General features: G+C 70.2%; 16 protein-coding genes. 13 read left to right on the plus strand and 3 right to left on the minus strand.

Annotated elements, in window-relative coordinates; genetic code table 11:
• The first annotated feature begins 98 nt into the window (after positions 1-98).
• Positions 99-620: a hypothetical protein gene (locus tag HD593_RS15570; protein WP_185102843.1), complete on the plus strand. Its 522-nt coding sequence runs from the start codon at positions 99-101 to the stop codon at positions 618-620.
• A 21-nt stretch (positions 621-641) separates the two neighbouring features.
• On the opposite strand, the gene HD593_RS15575 is transcribed toward HD593_RS15570, so the two are convergent.
• Positions 642-1,853: an aspartate aminotransferase type Ic gene (locus HD593_RS15575; protein WP_185102844.1), complete on the minus strand. Its 1,212-nt coding sequence runs from the start codon at positions 1,851-1,853 to the stop codon at positions 642-644.
• 190 nt (positions 1,854-2,043) lie between these two features.
• Between HD593_RS15575 and ctaD the strand changes: the two genes are divergently transcribed.
• The 8 genes from ctaD to HD593_RS15615 all read left to right on the plus strand — a co-directional run bounded on the left by ctaD (position 2,044) and on the right by HD593_RS15615 (position 11,196).
• Positions 2,044-3,759, plus strand: coding sequence for an aa3-type cytochrome oxidase subunit I (gene ctaD, locus HD593_RS15580; RefSeq protein WP_185102845.1), 1,716 nt, complete (start codon positions 2,044-2,046; stop codon positions 3,757-3,759).
• A 39-nt stretch (positions 3,760-3,798) separates the two neighbouring features.
• The gene (locus tag HD593_RS15585) at positions 3,799-4,032 is read left to right on the plus strand and encodes a hypothetical protein (RefSeq protein WP_185102846.1); all 234 of its coding nucleotides are present in this window, start codon (positions 3,799-3,801) and stop codon (positions 4,030-4,032) included.
• A gap of 5 nt (positions 4,033-4,037) precedes the next feature.
• A complete protein-coding gene (frdA, locus tag HD593_RS15590; RefSeq protein WP_221524777.1) occupies positions 4,038-5,771 on the plus strand; it encodes a fumarate reductase (quinol) flavoprotein subunit in 1,734 nt (577 codons plus the stop codon).
• Entirely contained in the window at positions 5,764-6,525 is a 762-nt protein-coding gene (sdhB, locus tag HD593_RS15595) for a succinate dehydrogenase iron-sulfur subunit (protein ID WP_312903488.1), read from the plus strand. The genes frdA and sdhB overlap by 8 nt, the downstream gene beginning before the upstream one ends.
• Entirely contained in the window at positions 6,522-6,953 is a 432-nt protein-coding gene (locus tag HD593_RS15600) for a fumarate reductase subunit C (RefSeq protein ID WP_221524778.1), read from the plus strand. The genes sdhB and HD593_RS15600 overlap by 4 nt, the downstream gene beginning before the upstream one ends.
• Positions 6,950-7,291: a fumarate reductase subunit FrdD gene (gene frdD, locus HD593_RS15605; RefSeq protein WP_185102848.1), complete on the plus strand. Its 342-nt coding sequence runs from the start codon at positions 6,950-6,952 to the stop codon at positions 7,289-7,291. Before HD593_RS15600 ends, frdD begins: the two co-directional genes overlap by 4 nt.
• Before the next feature lie 122 nt (positions 7,292-7,413).
• Entirely contained in the window at positions 7,414-10,158 is a 2,745-nt protein-coding gene (locus HD593_RS15610) for an immune inhibitor A domain-containing protein (RefSeq protein ID WP_312903489.1), read from the plus strand.
• A 99-nt stretch (positions 10,159-10,257) separates the two neighbouring features.
• Positions 10,258-11,196 (plus strand): diacylglycerol/lipid kinase family protein, encoded by a 939-nt coding sequence (locus tag HD593_RS15615; RefSeq protein WP_185102849.1) that lies wholly within the window; start codon positions 10,258-10,260, stop codon positions 11,194-11,196.
• 113 nt (positions 11,197-11,309) lie between these two features.
• Here the strand turns inward: HD593_RS15615 and HD593_RS15620 are convergent, their stop codons facing one another.
• Positions 11,310-12,077, minus strand: coding sequence for an SWIM zinc finger family protein (locus HD593_RS15620; protein ID WP_185102850.1), 768 nt, complete (start codon positions 12,075-12,077; stop codon positions 11,310-11,312).
• A 49-nt stretch (positions 12,078-12,126) separates the two neighbouring features.
• A complete protein-coding gene (locus HD593_RS15625; RefSeq protein ID WP_185102851.1) occupies positions 12,127-15,246 on the minus strand; it encodes a DEAD/DEAH box helicase in 3,120 nt (1,039 codons plus the stop codon).
• A gap of 81 nt (positions 15,247-15,327) precedes the next feature.
• Here HD593_RS15625 and HD593_RS15630 point away from each other — a divergent pair, with 81 nt between their 5' ends.
• From HD593_RS15630 to HD593_RS15645, 4 genes are all read left to right on the plus strand, one after another.
• Complete coding sequence (locus HD593_RS15630; protein WP_185102852.1) at positions 15,328-16,077, plus strand: methyltransferase domain-containing protein; 750 nt, start codon at positions 15,328-15,330, stop codon at positions 16,075-16,077.
• A gap of 80 nt (positions 16,078-16,157) precedes the next feature.
• Positions 16,158-16,331, plus strand: coding sequence for a hypothetical protein (locus tag HD593_RS15635; protein ID WP_185102853.1), 174 nt, complete (start codon positions 16,158-16,160; stop codon positions 16,329-16,331).
• Between the two features lie 70 nt (positions 16,332-16,401).
• A complete protein-coding gene (locus HD593_RS15640) occupies positions 16,402-16,782 on the plus strand; it encodes a phage holin family protein (protein ID WP_185102854.1) in 381 nt (126 codons plus the stop codon).
• Positions 16,779-17,480 carry a DUF3618 domain-containing protein gene (locus HD593_RS15645; protein WP_185102855.1) on the plus strand — a complete coding sequence of 234 codons (702 nt, stop codon included), beginning with the start codon at positions 16,779-16,781 and terminating at the stop codon, positions 17,478-17,480. Before HD593_RS15640 ends, HD593_RS15645 begins: the two co-directional genes overlap by 4 nt.
• The last annotated feature ends 3 nt before the right edge of the window (positions 17,481-17,483 follow it).

A 17,483-nucleotide genomic window follows, 5' to 3' on the forward strand; every position in this document is an offset into this window, starting at 1 on the left:
GGTTTGCGCCTTGCGTTCCTTACGGCCAGACTGCCCGGGTGAAAGTCGGGTGCCCGGTGTGTTTGGAGACTGACCAGGTTGTCGCGGTTCCTGGAGCGGTGGCCGCCGGGACCACGTACAAGATCGGGCGGGTCAGGTTACCGGGCACGCGGGAGGTCGCGGACCTGCCCACACAGGCGGCGCTGGGCGCGTCGAAGCACGTCATGAGCCGCACGCAGCTCGCGGTGTGGCTGTCGTTCCCCAGCCGCCACTACACGCCCTGGGCCAGGAACCAGGGGTACGTGCTGCTGCTGGTCGCGGCCCTGGTGCATCTCGTCGTGTCCCTGGTGATCGCGATGGGGCAGGACCCGAACTGGGGCGAGGTGCTGCTGGCGCCGTTCTGCCTGACGGGCCTGTTCTGGGGGTTCGGCCTGCTGAACGTGCTCGGTGCGCACGGCGCCCGCAAGCGCGACACGCTGGAGGCCCCGGCCAGGGAGAAGGCCCTGGCCGTGTGGGAGGCCCTGTACTACTGCGCCCGCGACAACGTCGCCTTCGAGCCGGGCGTCGGCGTCACGTTCCACCCGAGCGAGACGCGCGAGTACATCTTCGGCTTCAGGAACGGCGGCGGCCCCCGCCCCTGAGGGGGCGAGGGCCGCGGGCGGTCAGCCCTGCTCTTCCGCGACCAGGCGGACGCAGACGGCCAGGCCGTTGATGGCCTGCTCCAGCTCCTCCAGGCCGGGGAAGGTCGGCGCGATCCTGATCGTGCGGTCGTCGGGGTCCTGGCCGTACGGGTGCGTGGCGCCGGCGGGCGTCAGCGCGATGCCGGCCGCCTTGGCCTTGGCCACCACCTCGGCGGCGTGCGGCACCTCCAGGCTGATGAAGTAGCCGCCCCTGGGGCTCGTCCAGGTGGCCAGGTCGCCGAGCCGCTCGGTCAGCACCTTGTCGACCAGCTCGAACTTCGGCCCGATCAGCTCGGCGTGCCGCCGCATGTGCGCGGCCACGCCGGCGCCGTCACGCAGGAACTCCACGTGGCGGAGCTGGTTGAGCTTGTCCGGGCCGATGGACTGCTTCGAGGTGTTGTGCAGGAACCACGTGACGTTGGCCGGGGAGCCGCCGAAGAAGGAGACGCCGGAGCCGGCCAGCGTCACCTTCGAGGTGGAGGCGTAGACGAACACCCGGTCGGCGTTGCCGTGCCCGGCGGCCAGGGCCAGCACGTCGGCCAGCTCGTCGGGGGTGTCGGTGAGGTGGTGCACCGCGTACGCGTTGTCCCAGAAGATCCGGAAGTCGGGCGCGGCCGTCTCCATGGCGGCCAGCCTGCGCACGGTCTCGTCGCTGTAGGTGAGGCCGGACGGGTTGCTGTACTTCGGCACGCACCACATGCCCTTGACGCTCGCGTCCTCGGCCACCAGGCGCTCGACGACGTCCATGTCGGGGCCGTCCGCGTTCATCGGGACGGGGACCATCTTGATCCCGAACCGCTCGCAGATCGTGAAATGCCGGTCATAGCCGGGGACGGGGCACAGGAACGTGATCTCCGGCTCCTCCACCCACCGGCGCGCGGCGCCCGGCACCGGGGTGAGCAGCGCGTGCACCACGGTGTCGTGCATCATGGCCAGGCTGGAGTTGCCCCCGACGACGAGCTGCTCCGCCGGCACCTGCACCAGCGGCGCGAACAGCTCGCGCAGCTCCGCCAGGCCCTGCAGGTTGCCGTAGTTACGGCCGTCGGTGCCGTCGGCGGCCCTGTACGACGTGGGCAGTTTCAGCAGATCGTTGGAGAGGTCGAGCTGGCGCGGCGACGGCTTTCCCCGGGTGAGGTCGAGCGAGAGCCCTCGCTGGACGAGGTCGGCGTAGTCACTCTGGGCGGTCACGAGCATCTCCTCCGATTCTGTGTGGCCTACGAAGGATAGAAGATGTCACCAGGTAGGCCGGTATGTATCCGGAATGTGGACCCCCGGGGTCAAAGCTTTCGCGGGCGAATAACAAAGAACGCCTAGCCGAGCGGCGATCGTTGGCGTGGAATGGGTAGATCGGGGCAGGCACAACTCCGCGTCGGAGGGAGCAGCCGTGACGACCGTTCGAGAGACCTCGATCGAGCAGGTCAGGCGCCGTCGCACCGGGACCGTCATCGCATCCTGGCTGTCGACGACCGACCACAAGGTCATCGGGTACCTCTACCTGATCACCTCGTTCGGGTTCTTCCTCGTCGCCGGCGTCATGGCCATGTTCATCAGGGCCGAGCTCGCCACCCCCGGCATGCAGGTCGTCAGCCAGCAGCAGTACAACCAGCTCTTCACCATCCACGGCACGGTGATGCTGCTGCTGTTCGCCACCCCGCTGTTCGCCGGGTTCGCGAACGTGGTGATGCCGCTGCAGATCGGCGCGCCCGACGTGGCGTTCCCGCGGCTGAACGCGGTGGCGTACTGGCTGTTCCTGTTCGGCGGGCTGATGGTGCTGGCCGGGTTCTTCACGCCCGGCGGCGCGGCCGACTTCGGCTGGTTCGCGTACACGCCGCTGTCGTCATCGATCTACTCGCCGCAGGTCGGCGCGGACCTGTGGATCATGGGCCTGGCCCTGTCAGGCCTCGGTACGATCCTCGGCGCGGTCAACTTCATCACCACGATCATCGGCATGCGGGCGCCCGGCATGACCATGTTCCGGATGCCGCTGTTCACCTGGAACGTGCTGCTGACCAGCATGCTCGTGCTGATGGCGTTCCCCGTGCTGGCCGCGGCGCTGCTGGTGCTGGAGTCGGACCGCAAGCTCGGCACGCAGGTCTTCCTGTCCGACAACGGCGGGCCGCTGCTCTGGCAGCACCTGTTCTGGTTCTTCGGCCATCCCGAGGTCTACATCATCGCGCTGCCGTTCTTCGGGATCATCACCGAGGTCATCCCGGTCTTCAGCCGCAAACCGATCTTCGGCTACATGAGCCTGGTCGGGGCCACGATCGCGATCGCCGGGCTGTCGATGACGGTGTGGGCGCACCACATGTTCCCCACCGGGCAGGTGCTGCTGCCGTTCTTCTCGTTCATGACGTTCCTCATCGCGGTGCCGACCGGGGTGAAGTTCTTCAACTGGATCGGCACGATGTGGCGCGGCCACCTCACCTTCGAGTCGCCCATGCTGTTCGCCGTGGGCTTCCTGGTGACGTTCCTGCTCGGCGGGCTCACCGGGATCATCCTGGCCTCGCCGCCGCTCGACTTCCACATCACCGACACCTACTTCGTCGTCGCCCACTTCCACTACGTGGTCTTCGGCACCGTCGTCTTCGCCATGTTCGCCGGGTTCTACTTCTGGTGGCCCAAGATGACCGGCCGCATGCTCGACGACCGGCTCGGCAAGGTGCACTTCTGGACGCTGTTCATCGGCTTCCACACCACGTTCCTCATCCAGCACGTGCTCGGGCAGCTCGGCATGCCCAGGCGCTACGCCGACTACGGCGTGGCCGACGGCTTCACGGCGCTCAACCAGATCTCCTCGGTCGGGGCGTTCCTGCTCGGCGCCTCGACGCTGCCGTTCCTCTACAACGTCTGGAAGACCGCCAGGCACGCGCCCAAGGTCACCCTCGACGACCCCTGGGGCTACGGCAACTCCCTGGAATGGGCGACGAGCTGCCCGCCGCCGCGCCACAACTTCACCTTCATGCCCCCGATCCGCTCCGAACGGCCGGCCTTCGACCTGCACTACCCGCTCGAGAAGCCCGGCGAGCAGGCCGGCGAGCAGTCCGGCGGCGAACGCGACGACGCCCCGGAGCTGCCGCCGCGCCAGGACTCGCCCGGCTGACCCCCACCATGATGTTTCGCCTATCTAGGGAGATCGGCGATGACAGGCACGAAGATTCCCTTCGACCCCGAGACGGCCCCCTGCGGGAAGAAGTCCGGAGGTGATCGCCTCGTCGACGACGACGGCTACGGCCTGGTCATCCGCGACCAGCTCTTCGACTGCGGCTGCCGCCGCATCCGGCACGAGTACCACGACGGCAGCATCCACCTGTCGGCCATCCGCCACGACGGCAAACGGGTGAAGGACCAGATCCAGCCAGACCACGGAAAGTGACGTCAATGATCGATGTGCTCATCGTCGGAGGAGGCGGAGCCGGGCTGCGGGCGGCCGTCGCGGTCGCCGAGACGGATCCTGCGCTCAAGGTGGCGGTCGTGTCGAAGGTCTACCCGATGCGCAGCCACACCGTCTCCGCCGAGGGCGGCGCCGCCGCGGTGATCGGCGTCGGCGACACGCTCGACGAGCACTGCTACGACACGATCTCCGGCGGCGACTGGCTCTGCGACCAGGACGCGGTGGAGGCGTTCGTGGCCGAGGCGCCCAGGGAGCTGATCCAGCTCGAACACTGGGGCTGCCCGTGGAGCCGCGAGAGCGACGGCCGCGTGGCGGTGCGGCCGTTCGGCGGCATGAAGAAGATGCGCACCTGGTACGCGGCCGACAAGACCGGCTTCCACCTGCTGCACACGCTCTTCCAGACGACCCTGAAATATCAGGACATCATCAGGTACGACGAGTGGTTCGTCACCAAGCTCGTCGTCGACGACGGCCGCGTCCACGGCGTCGTGGCCGTGGAGATGCGGACCGGCCGCATCGAGACCATCCCGGCCAGGACCGTCATCCTGGCCACCGGCGGCTGCGGCAAGGTCTTCCCCTTCACCACCAACGCCGCCATCAAGACCGGCGACGGCATGGCCCTGGCCTACCGGGAGGGCGCGCCGCTGAAGGACATGGAGTTCGTCCAGTACCACCCGACCGGCCTGCCGTTCACCGGCATCCTCATCACCGAGGCGGCCAGGGCCGAGGGCGGCTGGCTGATCAACAAGGACGGTTACCGCTACCTCCAGGACTACGACCTGGGCAAGCCCACCCCTACGCCGAAGCTGCGCAGCATGGAGCTGGGCCCGCGCGACCGGCTGTCGCAGGCGTTCGTGCACGAGCAGCACAAGGGCCGCACGGTGGACACCCCGTACGGGCCCGTCGTCTACCTGGACCTGCGCCACCTGGGCGAGGGCAAGATCGACGCCCGGATCCCGTTCGTGCGCGAGCTGTGCCGCAGCTACCAGAACCTCGACCCGGCCACCGACCTCATCCCGGTGCGCCCGGTCGTGCACTACATGATGGGCGGCGTGCACACCGACCTCGACGGCGCCACCCCGATCGCGGGGCTGTTCGCGGCGGGGGAGACGGCGTGCGTGAGCATCAACGGCGCCAACCGGCTCGGCTCCAACTCGCTGCCCGAGATTCTCGTCTTCGGCCGCCGGGCGGGCCTCGCGGCGGCCGGGTTCGCCAGGGAGCACCGCGGGGGCGAGCCGCCTGCCGTACGGAGTCAGGGGGGTGACGAGCGGCGGCGGTTGGAGCGCGTGCGCGAGGGCAGCAGTCACGGTGAGCGGATCGCCGACCTGCGCGAGCAGATGCAGCACACGCTCGAAGGAGCCGCCGGCATCTACCGCACGGGCGACGAGCTGGCCAAGGCCGTGGACACGCTCGCGGACCTGCGCGAGCGGGCCGAGGAGGCACGTGTCGAGGACAGCAGCACCGCCTTCAACACCGAGCTGATCAACCTGCAGGAGCTGCAGAGCATGCTGGAGATCGCGCAGACGATCGTGGCCTGCGCGCTGAACAGGCAGGAGTCGCGCGGCGCGCACCAGCGCACCGACTTCTCCGCCAGGGACGACGAGGCGTTCCTGGCGCACTCGCTGGTGCACCGCGCGCCCGACGGCACGCCGTCGGTCGGCCTGCTGCCCGTGACGATCACCCGCTGGCCTCCGGGAGAAAGGGTTTACGGCCGTGACTGACACGACGGAAGCGGTACGGCAGGCGGCGGGCACGCGGACGATCCGGATGGACGTGGCCAGGTACCGGCCCGGGCAGGACGCCGAGCCGGTGTTCCAGGGCTACGACGTGCCGCTGATGAGCGACTGGGCCGTGCTCGACGGCCTCAACTACATCAAGGACCAGCTCGACGGCAGCCTGTCCTACCGCTGGTCGTGCCGGATGGGCGTGTGCGGCTCGTGCGGCATGACCGTCAACGGCGAGGCCCGGCTGACCTGCGGCACCTTCCTCACCGAGTACGGCGAGGGGCCGGTGCGGATCGAGCCGCTGAAGGGGTTCCCGGTGATCAGGGACCTGGTGGTGGACATCGACGACTTCCTGGCCAAGCTGTCGTCCGTGCGGCCCTGGCTGATCAGGGAGGGCGAGGACCTGCCGCTGACCGCCGAGTACGCCCAGACGCCCGAGCAGCTGGAGGCGTACAAGCAGTACAGCATGTGCATCAACTGCCTGCTGTGCTACTCGGCCTGCCCGGTCTACGTGCTCGACCCCGACTTCCTCGGCCCGGCGGCCATCGCGCTGGCCCAGCGCTACAACCTGGACTCGCGCGACATGGGCGACCGGTTCGACGTGCTCAGCCAGGACGACGCGGTGTGGGGGTGCACGTTCGTCGGCGAGTGCACCCGGGTCTGCCCCAAGCACGTGGACCCGGCCGAGGCGATCCAGCGTTACAAGCTGACCGCCGCCCTGCGTTCGGTGCTGCCGTGGAGCAAGCGGTGAAGGCCCGCGACAGGGTGACGCCGAGCGCCGCCGTACGGACCACCTCGGCCGCCTACCGGCCCCGGCGGGACAACCTGTGGTTCGCCCGCACCCGCAACTACACGATCTTCGTGCTGCGCGAGCTGACCAGCGTCTTCGTGGCCTGGTCGATGGTGTTCCTGCTGATGCTGGTCGGGGCGGTGCTCGGCGGCTCGCTGGACGAGTTCGCGGCGCTGGCCGCCCGGCCGTGGATGATCGCGATCAACGTGGTGGCGCTGGGCGCGACCGCGTTCCACTCGGTCACGTTCCTGAACCTCGCGCCCAAGGCCACCGTCGTGCGCCTGGACGGCTACCGGCTGCCCGCGTGGATGATCCAGGGCGGCAACCACTCGTTGTGGCTGCTCGTCTCCGCGGTCATCGCGTTCTTCGTGCTGAGGGGGTTCCGATGAGGCGGTCGCCGGAGCCGTACCTGTGGCTGCTGTTCAGCGGCGGGGGAGTGGTGGCGGCGCTGGTGGTGCCGGTGCTCGTGCTGCTGTTCGGGGTGCTCATGCCGCTCGGGATCGTGGACTGGCCCACCGCCGAGCACCTGCGCGGGCTGCTGGACAGCGTGCTCGTACGGCTCGCGCTGGTCGTGGTGGTGGTGCTGTGTCTCTTCCACGCCGCGCACCGGATCCGTCACACGAGTGAGGAACTGCTCGGCATCGCCAGATTCGACCTGGTGGTGGCAGCCCTTTGTTACGGCGGGGCTATTGCGGGCGGGATCGCCGCAGTGATGTTGATGTTCTGAAATGTCGTAGTTTGATCACGTTTCAACAACGTACTTTACGTTCGGTTGACGTACCCCTTAGCGTCCGGCATTGCACACCCTATGGCCATGCGCCCGGCGACCCCGGGCAGAGAGGGTTCCTGGTGCCACGTTCTAAGCGCCTGTTAGCAACGATCCCGGCGGTCGCCCTCCTTGGCGCCGCCCTGTCCACGCCGCCGGCAGCCGCGACGTCCGTCGCGAACTACCAGCCCACGGCCTCGGACTACTACATCAACTACGCTCCTCCGGCGGTCCCCGAGGACACGAAGGAGCCGGCGCTCGAGGACGCGAGGTCGCGCTCGCTGACTCCCGCGCAGAAGTTCGACAGGAAGTTCAACAGCGGCAACCCGGTGACCGGCCGCATTCTCGCCGCCCGCGAGGAGCAGGCCATGAGGACGGGCCGAAACCCCGCTGAATGGATCTTCAAGAACACCAAGCAGACCCGCACGGCCAAGCTCCTGACCGTCCTGGTCGAGTTCAACGAGCAGGCCAACGACGACTTCTCCGGCTTCAACCGGCTGCGCAGCACCCAGAGCGGGTCGGACGACTGCGTCGTCGAGCCCCCGGGCACGCTGCTGAACGGCCCGCTGCACAACCAGATCCCGGACCCGGCCACGCTGCCGCACAAGGACAACAACTCCTTCTGGGTCAAGGACTTCAGCACCGAGCACTTCAACAAGATGCTCTACACCGACAAGGGCATCACCGAGCGCGTCCGCCCCGACCTGAAGGACCCGCGCGACGGCAAGCCCGGCATCGACATCTCCGGCTTCACGATGAAGAAGATGTACGAGGAGATGTCCAAGGGCGCCTACTCCGTCACCGGCTCGGCCGTCGGCTGGATCAAGGTCCCGCACTCCGAGGCCTGGTACGGCGCCGCCGCCTGCGGCAACCCGCCCCAGGACATGTCCGGCCACCCCGACAACCCGCTCGGCGCCCAGCAGCTCCCGATCGACACGGTGAACGCGCTGGCCCAGGCCCAGCCGGACTTCCCGTGGGCCGACTACGACGTCGAGGACATCTCCGACGCCGACGGTGACGGCAACTTCGCCGAGCCCGACGGCGTGATCGACCACCTCGTGCTCGTGCACGCGGGCAAGGACAAGTCCTCCGACGGCGGCGCCCAGGGCACCTACGCCATCTGGGCCCACTCCAGCGCGGTGGCCGGCGGCTACAAGATCCCCGGCACCGACAAGAAGATCTCCAACTACATCGTGCAGCCCGAGGACTCCGGCGTCGGCGTCTTCGCCCACGAGTACGGCCACGACCTCGGCCTGCCCGACCTGTACGACACCTCGGGCGTCGCCAGCTCCGCCGTGGACTTCTGGGACCTGATGTCCAGCGGCTCCCACTCCGGCCCGATCTTCCAGTCCATGCCGACCCACATGGGTCTGTGGGACAAGTGGGTGCTCGGCTGGGCGAACCCGAAGACGTTCAACCCCGGTGACGCCTCCAGGCTCGTCACCGTCGGCCAGACGTCCCGCACGCCCAAGCTCACCCAGGACGGCATCCGGGTCAACCTGGCCTCCACGCCGCTGAAGATGATCGACGTGCACAGCGGCTCGAACGCCTGGTGGAGCGGCCTCGACCAGGACTGGGCCAACCTCAGCCTGCAGCGCGACCTGCCCGTCCCCGCCGGCACCGATCTCAAGCTGTGGATGTGGAACAACTACGAGATCGAGCAGGACTGGGACTTCGGCTTCGTCGAGGTCTCGACCGACGGCGGCGAGACGTGGACCCAGCAGAAGGTCTACGACGAGGCCGGCAACGAGGTCACCACGCCGGACGACTACCCGGACCCGTACAAGAACCTCAAGACCTTCGGCAACAAGAAGTACGGCCTCACCGGTGACACCGGCGGCGCCTGGCGGCACGACTACGTGAACCTGGCGCCGTTCGCCGGGCAGACGATCAAGCTGCGGCTGGCGTACAACACCGACGCCGCCTACCAGATGCGCGGCTGGCACGTGGACGACTTCGAGCTCACCAACGGCGGCACCGCCGTGTGGAGCGACGACGTCGAGACCGACACGGGCTGGAGGCCCGTGCACGGCACGTTCACCAACACCAGCGGCACCGGCTGGGCCCGCAACAACGGCGAGCGCCAGATCGAGCGCTTCTACCTCGCCGAGTGGCGCAACTTCGACGGCTTCGACAAGGGCCTGCAGTACACCTACGACACCGACTACCTCCGTGACGGGGCGTGGAAGGTGCAGAAGGTGAAGTACAACGCGCCTGGCCTGCTCGTCTGGTACCGCGACTCGACGTTCATCAACAACAACATCAACGACACCCTCAGGCAGCCGCCGAGCCTCGGCCCGAAGGGCAGCCTGCTCGTCGTCGACTCCCACTTCGAGCCGCTGCGCCGGACCGGCGTCGCCGCCGAGAAGGACCCGACGCCGCAGAAGAACCTGCAAGGCCGGGTGCAGACCTCCAACGCCGCGTTCGGGTTCGGCAGGACGTACCCGTTCAAGGAGTGCCTGGAGGCGGCGGACGAGCCGTTCAGCGAGTACTGCACGGACTTCCCCGCGCAGAAGGGCGTCTCCACCTTCACCGACGCGAAGACCTGGTACCCGGGGATCGAGCTGATCGACGGCGGCCTGTACTTCCGGGACGCCGACGCCTCGGTGGTCGTGCCGTCGAAGGGCGACCAGACGTACACCACCCGCGTGGTGCACCAGGACGGCACCCCCGCCACCGAGCTGTACGGCCAGGTGGCCGCCGGCTCCGTGCTCGGCACCGGCAACCCCGGTGACGAGGGCAAGGCGCTGGGCGTGCAGTTCAAGCTCGTGAGCCCGCTGCCCGGGAACCTGGGCGCGATCGTTCACGTGGTTCCCCCGAAGAAGTAATCGTTCAGGGGGCCACCGGTAACCCCGTGGCCCCCTATGATCGGTCGCGTCCAGCGATCGATCTCAGGTCGCGAGTCTTTGCACCTACGATTGATGACCATGAGCGAACTGCGCACCAAAGATGAGCACACCGAGGCGATCCGGCGGGATCGCCGGGTGGCGGTGGTGGTGAACACTCGCTCGCGCCGAGGCCGCCGCCACTACTTCGAGGTGATCGAGCAGATCCACAACCTCGGCTTCGAGCCGCTGGCTGAGCTGTCGGTCTACAACACCAAGAAGCTGCGCGACCTGCTCGACACCGCCCTGGCCACCGACCCCGACCTGCTCATCGTCGGCGGTGGCGACGGCACCCTGTCGACGGCCGTGCGCCACGTCGCCCACCGCGACGTGGCGCTCGGCGTGCTGCCGCTGGGCACCACCAACAACTTCGCCCGCAGCCTCGGCCTGCCGCTCGACCTGGCGGGGGCGATCAGGGTGTTCGCCACCGGCAAGGTGGCCGACATCGACCTGGGCATGGCCGACGACCGGCCGTTCGCGAACCTGGCCAGCTTCGGCGTCTCCGTCGAGGTGGCCGGCAAGGTCAAGCCGTGGCTCAAGCGCATCGTGGGCCGCCCGGCCTATCCGCTCACCGCCCTGACGATCCTGCCGAACCACCGGGCGTTCCGCGCCTTCATCACCGTGGAGGGGCAGCGGCACGAGCTGCTCACCCACCAGCTCAACATCGCCAACGGCCGCTTCCACGGCGGCTGGCAGGTGGCCAGGGACATCAGCATCGACAACGGCATGCTGGTGGCCTACCAGCTCGGCTCCGGCAAGAAGCTTCGCCTGCTCGGCGAGACCCTGCTGCGGGCGACCACGGGCCGCTGGCGCAGCCTGGCGGGCGGGCCGTTCGTGGTGGGCAGGGAGATGCTGCTGGAGACCGACCCGCCGATGGCCGCCGACGTGGACGGCGAGGTGCGGCTGCGCACCCCGATCAGGCTCCGCGTGGTCCCGAACGGAGTGCGCGTCATGGTGCCCGCGGCCTTCGAGGACCGCTGAATCAGATCCAGGAGAAACCCATGTTCTCGCCCCTTCCGTAGGTCGCAGCCTCTCTTCAACCCAGAGTAATCGAACACTCGCCCTGCGTCACGACCCTGAAGAGGGTGTACGTCTCACGCCTCGGCCAGCCCCCGGTACGCCGGGGCGAGCGTCCGCTCCAGGCCGGCGGGCGGCGGGAAGATCCGCAGGAGCAGGTCGGGGGCGGCGGCGACGGGACGGCGTTCGGGCCGGTGCGCCGTGGCGCCCGGCGCGTAGAAGTCGGCCAGCCGGTCCGCGAACGGCACGTCCGCCACCCGCAGCGGGTCCGCCGCCGGCTCGTCGGCCAGCGAGCCGAGCAACTGCTCCCTGGTGCGCCCGCGCCAGGCCAGCACCAGGAACGGGTCGTCGTCGAACGACTCGGCCAGCAGGTAGAGCACCGCCGACAGGTGCTTGCAGGGGAACCCCCAGTCGGGGCAGGAGCAGTCCATGTCCAGGTCGCGCGGGAACAGGTCGGCGCCCAGCGCGGCGAACAGCTCCTCGATCTCCGTCGGCATCTCGCCCGCCAGCAGCCTGGCCCGGTAGACGGCCTGCGCCGCGATCGACTCCTCGATGGCGGCCCAGCGGGCCTCGCCGTACGCCTCGATCCTGATCACGACCTCGTACGGATCGGGCCGCGACCCCTGGACGGCGGCCGTGACCTCGCCGGCGGACAGGTCGATGGACAGCACCTGACCCTTACGGGCGTAGGCCCGGCCACGCGAGAGGCGGCCCTTGTCGCAGATGCGCTCCAGGATGTCGATGAAGCGGCGCGACCACCAGGCCGAGCCGATGCTGCCGCGCTGCGACCGGGCCTTGAGGCCGCCCTCGACCTTGATCGGCTTGCCCGCCTCGAACCAGGCCATCAGCCCGCCTCCTCGATGTGAGCGGGTCCGTCGATCCCACCCCGGGTCATCAGCCCGCCCCCTCCGCCGTGAGCCGGAACACCTCGCGCAGCTCCTCGGTGGACAGGTCGGTCAGCCAGTCCTCGCCCGTGCCGACGACCCGCTCGGCCAGCGCCTTCTTGCGCTCGATCATCTGGTCCACGCGCTCCTCCAGGGTGCCGGCGCAGATGAGCTTGCGCACCTGGACGTTCTTGCGCTGGCCGATCCGGAACGCGCGGTCGGTGGCCTGGTCCTCGACGGCAGGGTTCCACCAGCGGTCCACGTGGACGACGTGGTTGGCGGCCGTCAGGTTGAGCCCGACGCCGGCGGCCTTGAGCGAGAGCACGAACAGCGTCGGCTCCGGGTCGTGCTGGAATCGGTCCACCAGGCGGTCGCGGGTCTTCTTCGGCAGGCCGCCGTGCAGCCAGAGCACCGGGCGGTCGAGGCGCTGGGCGAGGTAGGGCTGCAACATGGCGCCGAACTCGGCGTACTGCGTGAACAGCAGGGCCTTCTCGCCCTCCGCCAGGATCTCCTCCGCCAGCTGCTCCAGCCGGGCCAGCTTGCCGGACCTGCCGGCCAGGCGGGACCCGTCCTTCAGCAGGTGGGCCGGATGGTTGCAGACCTGCTTGAGCTTGGCCATCGCCGACAGCACCAGGCCGCGCCGCTCGATGCCCTCACTGCTGTCGATCTTGGCCAGCATGTCGTCCACGACCGCCTGGTAGAGCGTGGCCTGCTCGGTCGTGAGCGGGCACCACTCCTTGACCTCCAGCTTCTCCGGCAGGTCCGAGATGATCGACTTGTCGGTCTTGAGGCGACGCAGGATGAACGGGCCCGTCGCCCGCTTGAGCGCCGTGGCCGCCTGCTCGTCCTGGCGGGCCTCGATCGGCTCCTGGAACCGGGTCCTGAACCGCGAACGCGGCCCCAGCAGGCCGGGGTTGGCGAACTCCATGATCGACCAGAGCTCGGCCAGGTGGTTCTCCACCGGGGTGCCCGTCAGCGCCAGCCGGGTGCCCGTGGGGATGGCCCGCACCGCCTGGGCCTGCAGCGTGCCGCTGTTCTTGATCGCCTGGGCCTCGTCGCACACGACCCTGCGCCATTCGTGCCGCTTGAGCGTCTCCAGGTCGCGCTGGGCGGTGCCGTAGGTGGTGATCACCAGGTCGGCGTCCGCGATCCCCGCCGCGTCGCGGCCGCTGCCGTGGTGCACGTACACCCGCAGCCCCGGCGCGAACCTGGCGGCCTCGCGCTGCCAGTTGCCGATCAGCGACATCGGGCACACCAGCAGCGTCGGAGCCGCGGCGTGGTCGTGGGCGGCCGGCGGGGCTGTGACGCGCTCGTGCACGAGGAGGGCCAGCGTGGTGATCGTCTTGCCCAGCCCCATGTCGTCGGCCAGAACCCCGCCCAGCCCGAGCTCCGACAGGAAGCTCAGCCACGCCAGCCCCCGCTCCTGGTACGGCCGGAGCGTGGCGTCCAGGCCCGGCGGGGTGGCCAGCGGGGTGAGCCGCCGCTCGGCCTGCCCGGACAGCAGGTCGCCCAGCACCCCGTCGGCGTCGATCTCCAGCAGCGGCAGCTCCTCGTCGTCGCTCCGCACCACCTGCCGCAGGATCTCGGCGGCCTCGGCCTCGCCCGTGCGGCTGCCCTCCACCGCCCTGAGCGCCGCCTTGAGCTGCCTGTCGTCCAGCTCCACCCACTGGCCGCGCACCCTGACCAGCGGCACCTTGAGCCTGGCCAGCTCGGCCAGCTCCGCCTCGCTGATCGCCTCGCCGCCCACCGCCAGGTCCACCCGGAAGTCGACCAGCTCCCGCATGCCGAAGCCCTGGCCCGCCGCCGCCGACTGCTGCTTCCTGGTGCGGGTGGTCAGCTTCAGGCCCAGCCGCGTACGGCCCGCCCAGCGCGGCAGCTGCACCCCGAACCCGGCCGCCTGCAGCAGCGGCGCGGCCTGCCGCAGGAACCCGAACGCGCCCGCCGTGTCCAGCGCCAGCTCGCCCGGCTCCGGCACGCGCAGCGCCCGGTCCAGCTCCGGGTACAGCCGCACCGCCCGCCCGAGGCCGGTGAGCAGCTCCCGCTCCGGCTTGCCCGGCAGCCCTGTCACCCCGCCCCAGACCTGCGCGGCCGGGACGTAGAGGCTGGGGTCGTCAGCGGCCTGCAACGCCAGCTCCACCCGCCACTCGCCGGCCCCGCTGGTGCCGGGGGGCCCGTCGGGCGGCTCCACCAGGCGGAAGCACACCCGGGTCGCGCCCTCGGACGTGGTCACCGCCTCGTGCCACCTCTCCAGCTCGCGGCGGAGCTCCGGCACGTCGGGGCAGGCCGCGCCGTCGCCGGTGAGCGCGGCCAGCCAGCGCTCCTGGAGGGTCCTGGGCGGTCTGGAGAGCAGGGGGCCGGTGAGCGTGCGCCGGACGACGGCGTCGGTGAACGCCTCCAGGGCCTCGTGCTGGACGTCCGCGGAGTGGCGTTCGACCGAGGACGTACGGCAGGCGGGCGGCATCGCCAGGGCCAGGTCACGGAAGTAGGCGGCATCGGCCCCCGTCAGGACCGGCCGCCACACGGCCCTGGCGTTGGCCTCAGGGGTCGCCCACATGGCCGTGGCGGCGTCGTCCGGGTCGCTCGCGGCACGCTCGTGGTCCGCGGCGGGGAGCGGGACGAGCTGCGGGATCACGCGGCCTCGGCGTACGAGGTCGTGGGCGAAGGCGGCGACGGCGGCCCAGTGGCGTGCGGTGGCGGTGGTGGTGCCGGTGGTGGTGCCGGTGTGCTCGGTGAGGACCCGCAGGGCGTCGGCGGCGCGCGGGACGACGGCCGGCACCTGCCACAGCCGCAGCCGGGGCCGCGCGACCTCGGCCATGCGCCCGGTCTCGGGAGAGGGCAGCGGCTCCTGCGCCGAGCCGGGCAGGAGCAACTCCAGCACGCGCGGCTCGGCAGCGCCCTGGGGCGGGCGCGGCTTGGCGGTGTGCCCGGCCGTGGGCGGCGGAGCGTCCGCCTCGGCCGTCGGTGGGGTGTCGAAGCCGAGGGCGGCGGCGATGGCGGGGGCGGGGGCGGCGAAGGGGTGGGGGCGTGGTGCCCCGGCGGGGCGCGTACGTCCTGAGGCGGTGGGGTCGGCGGGGGTGGACTCGGCCCAGAAGGCGAGCCCGTCCGTCGTCCAAACCCCGTGTACCAGCACCCCGGCAGGTTACCCGGACCGGCGGAAGATCGGGGCAGGCCGCCCGGGAGCTGTGGACAACCGCCGGTTAGGGTCGTGAGCATGAGCTTCTCGGGGGCTGAGGGCAGGTGGCGGGAAGGGCTCGGCACGTTGCGCGACGTCGTACGTCAGGAGCTCGTCACCCGTCAGCTCCTCCCGCACCTCCCGGCCACCCCCTGCCGCATCCTCGACGTCGGTTCCGGGCAGGGCACGCAGGCTCTCAGGATGGCGGCCAGGGGTCACCACGTGACCGCGCTCGACGCCTCCCGCGAGCTGCTCGGGATCCTGGAGGCGGGGATCCAGCCGGGCATGCGCGTCAGGACCGTGCAGGCCGAGGCCGAGCGGCTGGGCGAGCTGTTCGAGCCGGGAGGTTTCGACGCGGTCCTCTGCCACGGCGTGCTGATGTACTTCGACGACCCCGATCCGCTCCTCGCCGGTCTGGCGGCGATGCTGGCGCCCGGTGGGGTGCTGTCGCTGCTGGTGCGCAACGGTGACGCGCTGGCCATGCGGCCGGGGCTGCTGGGTGACTGGGCGGGGGCGTCGCGGGCCTTCGACGAGGTGTTCTACCCCAACAGGGTCGGGGTCACGGCCAGGGCGGATCGGCTCGCCGAGCTGACGAGGCGGCTGGCCGTCCTGGGGCTGGAGGTGCGGCAGTGGTACGGCGTGCGGGTGTTCACGGACGTGGTGGCCGACGGCACGCCCGTTCCCGGCGATCTCGACGAGCTGCTGGCGGCCGAGGAGCGGGCGGGACGTACCGACCCCTACCGGGCGGTGGCCGCCCTGACGCATCTCCTCTGCCAATCCGCTGCCTGAGGACGGCTGCAGGGCAGGTCTGGGTGCCGAAGGGATGGATGGAGCTGCCAGGCCGGGGTTCGAGGACGTAGGATCGAAGTATGGAGCGTCCAGGATCGTGGTGTGAGCGGCCGAAGCCGCAGGCTCCCTCGTGCGAGCTCCCCTCCCCGTGGAGCAAGCCGAAGCAGCCCGACAACTGGTGCGAGGTCCAGAAGGACCCGGTGGTTTCCGTGCTCGGCTTCCTGCTGAAGACGGCGGCGAAGAAGCGCCGCTGAGCGCCTTTTGCTCGTGATAGAAGGCCATTTGTCTGGGTAGTCGCCTTCCTCAGCAGAGGAGGCGAACGTCGTGAACGACACCCACAGACTGGTCAACGACCTCTCCGAGCAGGTCTCCAGGCTCGTGAAGGATGAGCTTCGCCTGGCCAGGATGGAGCTCACGGAGAAGGGCAAGCGCGCCGGGTTCGGCGCGGGCCTGTTCGGCGCGGCCGGGATGGCCGCGTTCTTCGGCGGTGCGGCGCTGGTGGCCGCCGTCGTCATGCTCCTCGCGCTGGTCCTGCCCGGGTGGGCGGCCGCCGCCATCGTCGCGGGAGTGCTGTTCATCGTCTCCGCCCTGCTCGGGCTGTTCGGCAAGAACGAGGTCAAACGGGCCACGCCGCCGGTCCCCGAGGAGACCATCGCGAGCGTCAAGGCCGACATCGACATGGTCAAGGAGAGGGCACGGCGATGAGCGAGACCGACCCCGGATACAGCGAACAGCACGCCGGTAACGTCGGCGCCCGCAGGCAGACCGTGGGCACGCCGACGGAGCGCGAATCCATCAACGTCCCTCCCACCAGGCCCGGCGCGGCCGAGAACGCGCGAGCGGCCGAGGCGGCCCGGCAGGAGCACGAGACCTTCATCCCCGAGGCCCCCATCCAGGACGAGCGGTCGGAGGCGGCCGAGCATCTCCGGACCGAGGAGGAGTCCTTGCGCGGGGCCCGCGGGGCAAGCGGGGCGCGCAGGGCAAGCGGCTCGCGCGGGGAGGACGACGAGGAGGACGAGGACGACGTGCGCAAGAACATCGAGGAAACCCGGAGAGAGATGGGCGAGACCGTCAGCCGGCTCGCCGCCAAGGCCGACGTGAAGAGCCGGGCGGGGCACGCCGCCGAGGTGGCCAAGGACCGGGCCGGGCACGCCGCGGAAGTGGCGAAGGACCGGGCCGGGCACGCGGCCGAGGCGGCCAGGGACCGCGCCGCCGACGCGGCCGGGACCGTCAGGGACAAGGCCTCCGAGGTGGCGGGCAAGGTCCGCGACCACACACCCGACCAGGTCAGGGACGCCGCCGCCGAGGCGAAGAAGCGGCCCGTGGTGCTGATCGCGGCCATCGGCGCGGTGATCGCGTTCGTGCTGCGCCGCATGATGAGGCGCCGCAGGGCGGCCAGGTAGCGC

The sequence above is a fragment of the Nonomuraea rubra genome, from assembly GCF_014207985.1.
Lineage (GTDB): Bacteria > Actinomycetota > Actinomycetes > Streptosporangiales > Streptosporangiaceae > Nonomuraea > Nonomuraea rubra.

What these genes read in the sequence shown, in the direction of transcription:
- HD593_RS15620 (WP_185102850.1), bottom strand. Translation starts at nt 12,077, where the DNA reads ATGGCCTGGTTCGAGGCGGGCAAGCCGATCAAGGTCGAGGGCGGCCTC.
- HD593_RS15630 (WP_185102852.1), top strand. Translation starts at nt 15,328, where the DNA reads ATGAGCTTCTCGGGGGCTGAGGGCAGGTGGCGGGAAGGGCTCGGCACG.
- HD593_RS15575 (WP_185102844.1), bottom strand. Translation starts at nt 1,853, where the DNA reads ATGCTCGTGACCGCCCAGAGTGACTACGCCGACCTCGTCCAGCGAGGG.
- HD593_RS15645 (WP_185102855.1), top strand. Translation starts at nt 16,779, where the DNA reads ATGAGCGAGACCGACCCCGGATACAGCGAACAGCACGCCGGTAACGTC.
- HD593_RS15585 (WP_185102846.1), top strand. Translation starts at nt 3,799, where the DNA reads ATGACAGGCACGAAGATTCCCTTCGACCCCGAGACGGCCCCCTGCGGG.
- HD593_RS15635 (WP_185102853.1), top strand. Translation starts at nt 16,158, where the DNA reads ATGGAGCGTCCAGGATCGTGGTGTGAGCGGCCGAAGCCGCAGGCTCCC.
- frdA (WP_221524777.1), top strand. Translation starts at nt 4,038, where the DNA reads ATGATCGATGTGCTCATCGTCGGAGGAGGCGGAGCCGGGCTGCGGGCG.
- frdD (WP_185102848.1), top strand. Translation starts at nt 6,950, where the DNA reads ATGAGGCGGTCGCCGGAGCCGTACCTGTGGCTGCTGTTCAGCGGCGGG.
- HD593_RS15615 (WP_185102849.1), top strand. Translation starts at nt 10,258, where the DNA reads ATGAGCGAACTGCGCACCAAAGATGAGCACACCGAGGCGATCCGGCGG.